The following is a 12,735-nucleotide window of genomic DNA, read 5'->3' as shown; positions in this document are numbered from 1 at the left end:
TTCGCCCATAAAGAAATAAAGGTGATCAGTGCATGGCCGAAGAATGTTATGTAGCTATGAGAGAGCGCAGCACCATCATATTTACTAGTAATGCGCTATAACATAAGAGCCCCAGTTGAGCCAGACTCTTGCTATTTGACAACGTATAATTAAGTTCAAATGGGCTCTCAAGATAATTAAGTTTTGTCTGTATAAGTGAATGACATAAGTTTCCACTAGATAGACATTTGATTTGTCACCTAAAAGCCTGGGATTTCTTTATAATTTGATTAGTAAGTTCGACTTGCTGTCACGTAAGTTATTATCATGGTCGAGTTTAGTGCTAGTGCCTAGCCCATAACTGTATAAGGCCCGATATCATGACCTAATCTACTATTTAGATATTTACACGTTTTCGTATCATTGCTGAGTATAGTTATGCAAAACAAAAGCTTAGTGCAGCTATTTCTGCTCCCACTCCTATTTAGCCATACGTTATTTTCATTTGCTGAGAAGCCGTCTAGCCCGCTGGAGTTAATAGTTGCAATAGAGGAAGATGCGCCACCTTATGTTGGAAGTAATGCCGAAAGCGGGCTTGAGGTGGATGTAATATTGAAATCTCTCCCTGAATATTCAATAAAGTTTTTGCAGATGAGTTGGGGGGATATTCCTAAGGCTATTATGAGGGGGCTCGCAAATGCTGAAGCTAACGCTATTAAGCATGATGAGCCGGAGAAATATTATTACTCTAAATATTACATTGGTTTTGTAAATTATGCGATGAGTCATAAAAATAAGGGTTATAAAATAAATAGTATTGACGACCTTGTTGGACATAATCTTATTGTTTGGAGTGGTGCACATCTTACACTGGGTCCAGAATTCGAGCGTCTTTTCTCTCCAGGAGCACCTGGCAGGAAAAATTATATTGAAGCACAGAATTCACATGATCAAGTTCTAGACTTTTGGAGAAATCCTAATTCGGTAATCATCGCAGATAAAAGTATTTTTATGAACTTTTCCATTATAGAGGGGCATTCAATGGATAAAGTAGAGTTTCATAAGATATTTTTCCCTGTTACAAAGTTTAAAATGGCATTTAAGGATAAAAAGCCTAGAGACGACTTTAATAAAGGTTTAGCGCTACTTTGCTCCAAGGGGGAATATGTCAAGCTATTGGAGCAGTACGGTGTTCCAGAGAGTGCAAACGTATGTGAGTGAATGAGCCGTATTGATAGATGGTTTTGATCTTAGATACACTCTGATAAAGTGTTGAACATTAGATTAACCGAATTAGGATTGTTTTACGATTATCGCTAGTAATTAGCCAGGATTAATACTTCAAGGGTATAGTCTTTTCAGTATCTAATAGGGTAGTTCTACTTTCACTGTTGTAGTTTCTGTCTTATAAGAGGGCAACGATTGAACCTTATCCGTTTTAAGTTCGAGAATATAAGGGTGAAATGATCGAAGAAAATTGGAATATATGAAAAAAATCCACTAAGAATACTGATCGAAGAGCTGGTTTTTTAGTCTTGGTTAAATGTTTCTATTTTGAAATTGTTAATAAATGTTAAAAACTGTTAAAAGTTCAGTTCCTTTCAGTCACAGTTGCTAAGTTAAATAGCGGCAGACGCTCTGCTATCTGATAATCAGTTTTCATTGCAAATGGAGAGTTGATGCTTAAAGCTTTTAAGTAATCAAAAATGGCTTATTATAAGGCTTAATTTCAATTAATGATACGGTACAGATATCTACGGATGTGTCTGGATGGTATGTCTGATCGCCTTACTACATAAATAGTAAAAGTACCGATGCCGATTTGATATAGAAGTGTATCTGCATTCAGTCACTGTTAATAATTTGGGAGAGTTAATAATATGAAACGCGTATTTCTAGTATCTATTTTCAGTTCGTTGTTTTCTCTATCGCTGAGCGCACAAACCGCGCTGACTATACCACCTGTATTAACAGGAACAACATTTGATCTGTCGATGGAGGCATCCTCTAAAGAATTTTCGCCTGGCATAACTACAGCTACAGCCGGTTATAATGGAGCATATTTGGGGCCGACTCTAATTTTTAACTCGGGCGACGTAATTTCTATTGATGTAAAAAATAACCTTGGTACAGATACTACTACACACTGGCATGGTATGCATGTGGCGCCAACAAATGATGGCGGTCCTCATTCAATTATCAATGCAGGAGAAACCTGGTCAATAAATTTCCCTGTTTTAGATACGGCGGCGACTATGTGGTATCACCCACATTTGCATGAGAATACCATGGAGCAAGTTAACATGGGATTGGCAGGCATGATCCTGGTGCGGGATGATACAGAAGTTACCGCTGGCTTTCCTCAAACTTATGGTGTCGATGAATTTCCTATAATCCTTCAAGATCGCAGCTTTGATACTGATGGGCAATTTCTGCTTTCACCATTTGGTGACACGATGCTTATTAATGGTACCTTGGACCCCTTTTTAGAAGTTCCAGCACAGATGGTACGCCTCAGAATTTTAAATGGCTCTAACGAGCGTGCCTACAATATTGGCTTTAGTGATGATCGAAGTTTTTTTGCTATAGGTGCCGATGGCGGGCTGTTGGAATCACCGGTCTCTATTAAGAGAATTGTGCTGGCTCCAGGAGAACGGGCTGATGTCGTTGTTGACTTCAATAGCTTACAAGGCACAACAGTAGAGCTAGTTAGCTATGCATCTGAATTAAGTCCGACAATATCCGGCGGTAGAGTAACCCCTGGAGGGGGGACGCCGCTGGATGCAGTAAACTTTTCTATGCTGGAATTCAGGGGTGTAGCTCCAACCGCGGATGCAGTTACTGATTTACCATCATCAATTTTAGTCCTAGAGCGACTCTCTGAAGCAGATACAGCAGTGACTCGCACTATCCAAATGACGGGAGGTAGGCGAGGGCAACCATTTACCCTTGACAATCAGTTGTTTGATCATGCAAGAATCGATCAAGTAGTGTCGCTTGGGGATATAGAAATCTGGGAAATTGAAAATACAACAAATATTGCACACCCATTTCATATACATGATGTGCAGTTTTTTATTCTTGATAGGAATGGGGCTGCTCCAGAGATTCATCATGCAGGTAAAAAAGATACAGTGTTAGTGGATGCTGGAGAAACTGTTCGCTTTATTACCCAGTTTGATGATTTTGCTGATCCAGATGTTCCATATATGTATCACTGTCATATTTTGCTTCACGAAGATCAAGGAATGATGGGACAGTTTGCTGTTGTTGAACCTTAATATATATTTGAAGTTTGAGTATATTCTGAATGACCCAGAAGCCTGCGAATGCAGGCTTTTTCATGTCAGGTTGTTTAACATCCATATTACATATCTTTAATTGGGCAGGTTTGAAGTTTTTAGTCTTGGTTACTATATCAATATAGTATTATATGCTTGATTTTAAGGATAGTTGTTATTTCATTGGGTTTTATTTTTGAGTATATTTTTTAGGCTTCAGGATCTGTTTCTAGAAAGAAGTTTTAGAATTGAATTATTTTTTAATCTACTATCTTGATATTTGAGCTCTAGCTATTTTTCGGATTCAATAATAATTTTCCTTTTTTAAAGTGAATCCTTTTTCTTTATCTTGAATTTATGCTGACAATTATGTTGTTGGATGCTAGTCCATTCGTATGTCGCGCGGGAGTCGATAAGTTGAAAGTTATATGTGTCGATAATAGTTTGTATATAATGATTTGGAACTGATCGGAAAGCTCAACTGCTATATTGAAGCTGCTCCTGGGCTCTTGTGCTAATTAGTTTTTAATGAGGAAAGCTACTCTCATTTTAATTAGCATGTTGCCTGCCACTACTTTCTTATCTAAATCAGGGGGGTGAGTCTAAGTAGTATCACCGAAAATAGCCCGCATTATGCGGGCTAGGTGGCTGGTGAATTTGTTAGAGGAGTAATGATGTTGTTCCAGTCATTACTTTTTATAGTCTAACTTTACAGGGGTTGGTGCTATCTTCAACCAGTTCTTTACCAACAATACGATATATTTTTGCTTTGTCTGTCTTTTTGTCGAAGATCTGCACCCAGTGGATGAATAACTCTCTTTTAGCAATCCTCTTTGCCTCCTTTAATGCTTCCTCCTGTGTATAAAAAGATTGCTTAAAGTCTTTTACTCCACCCATTAGCAGGTTATAAGTGCCGGAAAATATTGCGAATCTTTCCATGGGATTCTCCAATTTTAACTGAGCTCCGTACAGGCAGCCTAAGTGGCAACTGCTGACCAAATGCGCCGAAACGCGGTTTAAGCTGTAATCTGAGCTGAGATGTAGATCATCTTTTTACTATTTCTCGAACCCTGATTATACGTTTTAATTTAACTCCAGCTTTCATGTACAGAACCTTAACAGAGATGAATTTAGTTTCAGTATTTTGTCCTAAAGTAAAGCTAATGGCGCGATTTTCTTTGCAGTTGTATTTTGGCTTAATTTAAAATTTGCTACATGGTTTCACGAGCCCGTACGACCGGTCTAATAAATGAATTTGAAGACGATATTGACTAAATTTGTGTATTTGTACTGATATTGCGCTTGCTCGATATTGCACTGTTTTAGTGCGGGACGTTAGAGTTAGATGTCGATTTGAGCCTGGTTAAATAAATCACGAATTTAATTTCTCTTCAATTGGGGGTGGAAGTGGGTTGATAGATTCTATATTCATATATTTTTTAAATAAAAATAATATGAATAATTTCAGTTTTGCTCAAAATAGTGAAATATACGTTTCGAGAAATTTATAACCTGTGGATGTTACCTTAAACGCCAGAAGAGAAAGTTGTGATTTCTAACTCACAAAAGTATTGATGCATGTAATTTCTGAGGGATCGGGTTTGATTGATGTTTTAGAGGTATTTAAGTATTCGGTTATATATTATTAGCAAAGGAAATTTTAAAATGAAGAAAATAATTAAGGTTATTACATTTTGTCTTTTCTCGATGGTTGTTGGTGATCAGGTCTGGGCTATAGATATCCTCGCTCATAGAGGTGCTTCAGGTGAATATCCTCAAGGGACTTCACTGGCTTTCGATATGGCATTGGACCAGGGCGCGGATATTTTGGAACTGGATATTCATCTTTCGAAAGATCATTTTATTATTATTAATCACGATGCAGATTTAAAGGATAATGTAGGTATATCAGATAAAATTGAAGATTTGACCATTGGTGAAATAAAAACCATGGATGCAGGATATGTATTTACCCTTGATAACGGTGAAACTTACCCCTATCGCAATCAAGGGCTTGCATTGCTGACTCTAAACGAATTATTTGAACGCTATCCTAATGCTCTGTTTAATATAGAGATTAAGCCTAATGATAAATTACTTTCAGAAACCCTTTGGCAGGTGATCGTAGATTATCGAATGGAGCAGCAAGTTACTGTTGCGAGTCAGCACAATAGGGCCATGAATCATTTTCGTGATATTAGTCAAGGCAAAGTAAGAACCAGTGCAACTATCGGCGAACTTGTAGAAGCTAGTCTTGCCTGGAGCTCTGGTTTTGGTTGGGCCTTCAACCCTGACTTTGACGTTGCCCAATTACCATACAGTATTACTACAAAGCCTTATGTCCGCTTCTTCCAAAGTAAAGGTGTAGCGGTAGATCTTTGGACGGTCAATGATATGGATGATATTAAGCGCAGTATATCATTGGGTGTGGACGGTATTATTGGCGACTATCCTGGTCGAATTTATCAGGCGCTTGAGGAGGTTGGAGAACGCTAGTTCCTGAAAAGCTAATAGTTAAATAGGATGTTATAACTATACAAAGGTTAGTGTGGTAAGGGCGGATTTTCTAAGTATATAGTTAAGTGTGGATCTTCGAGACCAGTTGATCGCTGGTCTTTTTTACTTGAATGTTATCTATTAGAATTTTTATAAAGTGTACCATAGGCTTAGAGCTTAAATTTGATAAAGTGAGACTCCTTTAGCAGGATTTTAATAGTTAACACTTTCGAACTCTTTAATAAGATGGTAAAACTATTAGTTAAAGTTACGTTAGGAATTTTTTGGTTCTAAGTCAATATTTAAATTTCTAGTAAGTGTGTTGCAAGGGGGATATATGTACAAGACTATCTTATGTGCTATAGAAGCATCTCAGGAGGGCAGATTAGTACTGTCTAAGGCGGTAGAGCTATCTAAGAAATTTGATAGTAAACTCATAGTTTTAAATGTTTTGCCTTATAGTTTCTTGCCCAAGGATTATCAAAAAGAGCTTAAGGAGAGTGCAATTCCGAAGTTTGAGGAGATTACCGAAGACTTTGGTATTACTAAAAGGTATCGAGCCCTCAAAGTCGGTAAGCCGTATGAGGTTATTTGTAAGGAAGCTGAAAAAAGAAAAGTGGATTTAATAGTATTGGGAACACATTCAAAAAAAGGGTTGAGTTCCCTTATTGGTTCTACAGCGAACAGCATTGTGAATTATGCTCACTGTGATGTAACTTTGGTAAGAGTTTAGCTTATAGGTCCCTATAGATCTTTTAGTCTGAACAAATTGAATATATTGGGAGAAGGAAGAGCAACTGTGAGCTGCTCTTCCTTTTTTATGGCTTCAAATTAGCTGGAAATAGCTTGTTTTGGATATTCTGAATCTTTGCTATCTGCGCTGACCTCCTCTGAAACTGGAGCGCTACGCAGTACAAGGAAACCTGCAGTTCCTGCAATGACTGATGCAAGTAAGATACCTGCTTTCGCTTGGATAAGCAGTTCATTTTGTGAGCTGAATGCTAGTTCAGCAATGAAAATGGACATGGTGAAGCCAATACCGGCGAGTAGTGCAACACCGATAATGTGCTGGAAATTTGCCGATTTTGGCAACTGGCCCCAACCCAATTTCCAACCTATCCATGTAGCCCCTACAATTCCTAATAATTTTCCAACTACCAGGCCGAAAATAACTCCAAGGGTTACCGGGTTAAGTATGGCCTCAGAGCTACTGAAGCTGTCGACAGGGATGCCCGCATTAGCCAGAGCAAAGATTGGGATTACTACAAAGCCTACAGGAATATGTAGCCGTGTCTCCATGCGCTGGAGTGGAGATTGGGCAAGATTTACACCATTCCCCAGGCCCATAACGCGGGCTCGGAGGGCGTCATTAGCGATAATCTTGTCACCCGGGCGGAAGCAGCGGTCGAAGCTGCGAATAATATCTTTTACGAAGGTGCTAAATGCTACGGGGTCGTATTTGGGTTTGGCTGGTAGGGCCATAGCGGTAATGACGCCTGCAAGCGTAGCGTGAACACCGGCGGAATAGAGTCCATACCACAAGAGCCCACCAACGAAGACGTAGGCTGCGGAGCGACGAATACCTGCGGCATTTAGCAGGCCCAATACCACAACCAAGCCGCCTGATACGATGAGTGCAGTCATATTTACTTGCTCGGTGTACCAGATTGCAATAACAAGAATTGCACCTAAATCATCCACAATGGCTAGTGCAACCAGGAAGGTTACTACTGCACGTGGTACTCGATTACCTAGCAGCGCAATACATCCCACAGCAAAGGCAATATCTGTTGCCATTGGGATACCCCAGCCCGGAGCACCTTCGGTACCAGAATTAAGAGAGATGTAAAATAGAGCTGGCACTACCATACCGCCGATAGCAGCCATCACGGGTAGTACTGCTTGGCGAAGATCTGAGAGTTCTCCTACGAGAAACTCTCGCTTTAGCTCCAAACCTACGAGAAAGAAAAAGATCGCCATTAGGCCGTCATTGATCCAGTGATGGAGAGAGAGGGAAAGGGCCCAGTCTCCTGCACTGATTGCAATAGGCATATGAAGTAGATGTTTATAGGCCTCTTGCAGGGGGGAGTTGGCCACAATGAGAGCTATAAGCGCAGACAGCATCAATAAAATACCGCTGCTGCTTTGTCGATGAATAAATTCCTCAAAAGGGGTGACCAGGCGACCAAATGCCTCTTCTAGAGGGGCTTCAAAAATTTTTCCCTTGCGAATTTTAAACCTATTTAAAACCCCTTGGCTCATCGGCGAGTATCCTCCATTCTAGACTTAACCCTATGAAATATAAGGCTGTTTCTTCTCACTTTGAATTGGAAGATTATCATGGAATTTGTATTTTTAACTAGATTTAAGCGTGTCATTCAATGATTGGTCTGAAGAGTGTTGAATAATAAAGTTTTTACAGCTGGTGGGAACTTCATTTTAAAAAGTCTGGCGGGTTTGAGTGCTGGTATTTTGAATTTAGAAGCAGTTTTGTCTGCCAAACATGTAGATAGTACGCTTTTATTGCCAAGTGGTGTCAGTGAGTATGTTTTGGGCATTAGTAATATTGGTCAGGGCTTTGAATGGCTATAGTTTTTTTCTTTAGCTGTGATAGATGATTGTCTATAGGCCTGTGTAGTTTACTGGAGCACTTCTGTTCTTTTGGGAGCGCCTTGTTGCTGATCTATTACACCGTGCGCCTCTCAATTTCAATTTGTGTTCAGGGAGGCCTGTGTTACAGCATTAGTTTTTTCTCATTAAAGTTTAATAGTGGTATCTGGCTGTGTTTTTAGTTGACTACAACCCAACGGGTTGATATGAATCAAAAGCGCTTTTGGTAAAAACTTAGCAGCCGAATAATAACATTATATTTACTTATACAAAGCACACTTTTGGAGACTATTGATACTGTGTGAAGAATAGCGACTTCATATTCATTTGCATTTCAGTGAAGGACCAATAATTAAAATATTGAATGTGCTTATTGGAATGGAGAATCCCTAAGTGAAGTCAGTTTAAAGAGCGTTAACATATCACCCAGTCTTACTGTGCGGGCCTGGACGTAAAGGTCTGATTTGAGTGGTGTTGCGCTGAATGGTGTTCCCGGACAAGGTTCCAAAGCGTGGGTCTATTTGGAATTACTTTTTCAAAATCCCCTTTAATTTGAGGGCAATAGTTCATTGCAGCTTATGCACTTAAGGCACCGGGCTGAGTAGACACGTTATAACAAGGGACTTTACGCTTACCACTTAAATATTTGATAATTGGCGCCCAGATTACAGGTTGATGTTGGTGCTTGCTGAATTGAAGTGCCTTTACCTGTGGCATTAGGAATTGTATTCAAGACTTGGAGTGATCAGTGACGACTACAGTTGAGCAAAAAGCGACCAATGTTCATTGGCATGAGGGTGATGTCACCCGTGAGAATCGGGCCAGCATCCTGGGCCACAAAGGTGTGACCCTTTGGTTCACTGGTCTTTCAGGCTCTGGTAAGAGTACCGTAGCAGTTGCTGTGGAAAAAGCGCTGGCTGCTCGTGGCGTGCTGAGCTACCGCCTTGATGGCGATAACATTCGTTTGGGCATCAACTCTAACCTTGGCTTTTCGGCTGAGGACCGTCAGGAAAACATCCGCCGTGTAGGCGAGATTTCCAAGTTGTTCGCAGATACCGGTGTAGTTGTTCTATCCAGTTTTATTAGCCCATATCTCGAAGATCGCGACATGGTAAGAAAGATGCACGAAGCTGGCGACCTTCCTTATATGGAGGTGTTTGTCGACTGCCCTCTGCAGGAAGCCGAGGCACGTGATCCTAAAGGCCTGTATAAGAAAGCCCGTGCAGGTGAGATTAAAGGGTTCACAGGTATTGATGACCCCTATGAGGCACCAGTTTCACCAGAACTTCACCTGAATACTGCAGAGATGACTCTTGAGCAGGAGGTGGAAGTGATTCTTTCCACGCTTCAGGAGAAAGGTATTATCGCCAAAGACTAAGCGGTACTGCTAACAAAAAACAGGGGGATCAATAGATCTCCCTTTTTTATTTTCCCACCCATATTTGCGCTTCTGCGCGATGCTCAGCCATTCCTCTTTCTCTTCAAGTCTCTATCGACGCCAACTATCGGTCGCCCGGCATATCCGTTCATATACTCAAGCTGTACAGATAGTGATGTTTGCCTGTGGAGGCGCTTATGTCCGTTAGGAGAGGCTGGATACTCTCTATTTTGCTCTTGGTGCTAATAGGCCTGGGAGCATCAGCCTGGTATGGGTATACCCAGCTGCCAAAAGTTCATGGGAGTGTAGAGGCTCCAGTATTGGGGGTTCCAGAGGGCGTTTTGGACTACAAGCCTGAGCCGGCTTATTCTGGCCCCCACCCCAGAATGATGTCACGCCCGCCAGAGTACTTTCCTTTTCCTATAGGGATAGGTGAGGTAGGGCCCGTAGAGACGTTATTCAGCGGCCCATCAAGATACCCTCTCTATTGCGGGAAAAACAACATCACGAATAAGCAGCCCCTGGTCGATAACCAGGAAGGGGAGGGGGTGCCGGTCTTCGCCTTGAATGAAAAGGGCCGAAGAACGAAGGAAGTTATTGGGTATAGCCGTGACTGTAGTCACGCTACAGAAGTTACCTACTTTTACCGAAGTACTACCGATGGACAGTTTCACTACATGCATGAGGCCAGAAATGACATCGACAAAGTGACGGTAAACGGAAAGCAAGTGGATTTTATTGTTCGTGTAGAGACCGGCACCATTAATCGTCACTTTTATGCAATAGCGGTACTAAGAGGAGAAGGGGAGTCAGCAGCTAAGCCAAGCGGTAGTAACTGGAATAAGCGTTTAATCTACCAGTTTCGTGGCGGTGTAGGTATTGGAGGCCGCCAGGGGAAGATCAACAAAGGAGATATCACCACTCGGCGAATGGATGAGCTGGCCAGAGGTTACGCAATTGTCTATTCGACTGCCAATCAGACGAGAAACCACTACAACATGTGGTTGGCAGAAGACGCTGCCAGGAGAGTAAAGAAGCAATTTGTATCGCTGTATGGGGAGCCTATGTACACCGTTGGTATCGGGGGGTCTGGCGGAGCGATTCAACAGTATTTATTTGCGCAGAACGCTCCAGGTCTTTTAGATGCGGCAATACCCCTCTATTCCTACCCGGATATGGTCTCCCAAACTATTTACGCCTTCGATTGTGAGCCCCTGGAGTATTTCTTTGACATCGTGGATAAAGCCAATCAGCGCTGGAAAAAAGCAGAAGAGCGCACGGTTATCCAGGGATTGGCTGCCAGTGAGAATGGATCAAGCAAATTTGGAGTATTAAGTTTTTTTGCTGGGATCTTTGATAGTCGCTATCGAGATAGGATGCAAGGAACTACTGAGTGCGTTGACGGGTGGCGAGGCTTGGTGCCGTTGGTCAACAACCCTAATTTCGTTCACTTTGCGAAGAGTTTCGCTACTGAAGTTGTTCCAAAAGTGCATTGGACGCACTGGGAGGATCTTCGCCAGTTTTATGGGGCAAATGCATTGGGGTACGCAAATAGCTCTTGGGATAATGAGGGCGTGCAATACGGGTTAAAAGCACTCGTAAATGGCAAGATAAATATTGATACATTTTTGCGAGTCAATGCCGCTGTAGGTGGCTGGAAAGCACCAGAAGATCAGAGCCAAGAGCAGTTTTGGTTTATGAACGGGAGTATGTTTCCAGTTCGCCTCTCTCTTTGGAGTGAACAAAACCTCAATATGGGAACATTGCAAAACCCGGCAAAGCGCAGTCGAGCAAGCCTCGAAGCGATCAATGGAATATATCGTTCCGGGCATGTTTTCCTGGGGGATGTAGAGATTCCCATAGTTGACTTGCGGCACTACTTAGACAAACAGCCGGATATGCATCACAGCTCTGCCTCTTTCTCAGCACGCGAGCGTATTCGGCGGGCTCGAGGGCATGCGGATAATCAATTGATATGGATGAGTGATAAAGGCTATAACCCGTTGCATGAGGCCCTGGATCTGATCGATCGCTGGATGCAGAACATTGTGCGGAATCCAGCAAAAGGCGTAGTGGATAATCGGCCTGATGATGCCAATGACCGCTGCTTCGATAAAGAAGGGAATTTATTGGCCTCTGGAGATGATGTCTGGAATGGCCCCTGGAACAGCCGGGCGCCAGGTAAATGTATGCGGGTATATCCGATCCACAGTACATCGAGGCAGGTGGCAGGAGCGCCTGTGACCGATGATATCTTCAAGTGCGCACTGCAACCGGTGGAACGGGCTTTGGCAAAAGGCACCTACGGCCCATTTACGGAGGAAATCTCGAGCCGAGTGGCGGACTTAAAGAGAATCTTTCCAACCGGTGTGTGTAATTACAATGAGCAGGACCTCGCTAAGCCCAAAGAGCAGCTTATTCCCAGAGAGATACCGGTGAAAATAGCGGGGCATCTACTCGACCCAGACTACCGGCAGGGAAAGGTACTGCAGGGAGCAAGTACCGAGGAGGTGGAGGTGAAGGGTGTTCCTGTATCTTTACCGGGCGAATCGGATGGGAATTGATCAGATGTGATTTTTTGGCGTGAAAATTGTTGACAGAAAATTACATTCGAGTAATATTCGCCTCGCTCAAGGGGCAAGGCCCCTAAGAAAAAGAGCAACGGGTGGTTAGCTCAGTTGGGAGAGCGACGGCCTTACAAGCCGTAGGTCACAGGTTCGACCCCTGTACCACCCACCAACTTCCCCAAGGGAAGTTTACTACCGAGGACCGGTAGTTCAGTTGGTTAGAATGCCGGCCTGTCACGCCGGAGGTCGCGGGTTCGAGTCCCGTCCGGTCCGCCAGATACAAAAAAGCCCTCACCAGTGAGGGCTTTTTTGTATCTGGCCATTGTGGACTTAGTGTTATTGTTGGGTTTCATGATTACTGCAGATTCTGATACCTAGAAGTTCGCCCAGGTTCTTCATTGGTGCTCTCTATGTTGGTAGCTTA

9 protein-coding genes and 2 tRNA genes are annotated in these 12,735 nt (G+C 42.4%); 9 read left to right on the top strand and 2 right to left on the bottom strand.

Annotated elements, in window-relative coordinates:
- Positions 1–417: 417 nt before the first annotated feature.
- Positions 418–1,200 (top strand): ABC transporter substrate-binding protein, encoded by a 783-nt coding sequence (locus tag BTJ40_RS14195; protein WP_108733709.1) that lies wholly within the window; start codon positions 418–420, stop codon positions 1,198–1,200.
- 659 nt (positions 1,201–1,859) lie between these two features.
- Positions 1,860–3,260 (top strand): multicopper oxidase family protein, encoded by a 1,401-nt coding sequence (locus tag BTJ40_RS14190; RefSeq protein WP_108733708.1) that lies wholly within the window; start codon positions 1,860–1,862, stop codon positions 3,258–3,260.
- Positions 3,261–3,956: 696 nt separating this feature from the next.
- Here the strand turns inward: BTJ40_RS14190 and BTJ40_RS14185 are convergent.
- Positions 3,957–4,199: a DUF2188 domain-containing protein gene (locus BTJ40_RS14185; RefSeq protein WP_108733707.1), complete on the bottom strand. Its 243-nt coding sequence runs from the start codon at positions 4,197–4,199 to the stop codon at positions 3,957–3,959.
- A 726-nt stretch (positions 4,200–4,925) separates the two neighbouring features.
- On the opposite strand from BTJ40_RS14185, the gene BTJ40_RS14180 reads away from it, so the two are divergent.
- Both BTJ40_RS14180 and BTJ40_RS14175 read left to right on the top strand, forming a co-directional pair.
- Positions 4,926–5,756 carry a glycerophosphodiester phosphodiesterase gene (locus BTJ40_RS14180; RefSeq protein ID WP_108733706.1) on the top strand — a complete coding sequence of 277 codons (831 nt, stop codon included), beginning with the start codon at positions 4,926–4,928 and terminating at the stop codon, positions 5,754–5,756.
- Between the two features lie 337 nt (positions 5,757–6,093).
- Positions 6,094–6,489, top strand: a complete 396-nt coding sequence (locus tag BTJ40_RS14175; RefSeq protein WP_108733705.1) for a universal stress protein — start codon at positions 6,094–6,096, stop codon at positions 6,487–6,489.
- A 98-nt stretch (positions 6,490–6,587) separates the two neighbouring features.
- Here BTJ40_RS14175 and nhaA read toward each other — a convergent pair whose 3' ends face one another.
- Positions 6,588–8,018 (bottom strand): Na+/H+ antiporter NhaA, encoded by a 1,431-nt coding sequence (nhaA, locus tag BTJ40_RS14170; RefSeq protein WP_108733704.1) that lies wholly within the window; start codon positions 8,016–8,018, stop codon positions 6,588–6,590.
- 135 nt (positions 8,019–8,153) lie between these two features.
- Here nhaA and BTJ40_RS14165 point away from each other — a divergent pair, with 135 nt between their 5' ends.
- The 5 genes from BTJ40_RS14165 to BTJ40_RS14145 all read left to right on the top strand — a co-directional run bounded on the left by BTJ40_RS14165 (position 8,154) and on the right by BTJ40_RS14145 (position 12,587).
- The gene (locus BTJ40_RS14165) at positions 8,154–8,348 is read left to right on the top strand and encodes a hypothetical protein (protein WP_157954078.1); all 195 of its coding nucleotides are present in this window, start codon (positions 8,154–8,156) and stop codon (positions 8,346–8,348) included.
- 766 nt (positions 8,349–9,114) lie between these two features.
- A complete protein-coding gene (cysC, locus tag BTJ40_RS14160) occupies positions 9,115–9,744 on the top strand; it encodes an adenylyl-sulfate kinase (RefSeq protein ID WP_108733702.1) in 630 nt (209 codons plus the stop codon).
- Between the two features lie 197 nt (positions 9,745–9,941).
- Complete coding sequence (locus BTJ40_RS14155) at positions 9,942–12,308, top strand: DUF6351 family protein (RefSeq protein WP_108733701.1); 2,367 nt, start codon at positions 9,942–9,944, stop codon at positions 12,306–12,308.
- Positions 12,309–12,407: 99 nt separating this feature from the next.
- Positions 12,408–12,483: transfer RNA gene (locus BTJ40_RS14150), tRNA-Val, on the top strand.
- 27 nt (positions 12,484–12,510) lie between these two features.
- Positions 12,511–12,587 (top strand) — tRNA-Asp (locus tag BTJ40_RS14145).
- Positions 12,588–12,735 lie beyond the last annotated feature (148 nt).

Source organism: Microbulbifer sp. A4B17, assembly GCF_003076275.1.
GTDB lineage: Bacteria > Pseudomonadota > Gammaproteobacteria > Pseudomonadales > Cellvibrionaceae > Microbulbifer.
The sequence above is the reverse complement of the archived record's forward strand: the minus strand, read 5'-3'. Positions and strand labels throughout refer to the sequence as shown.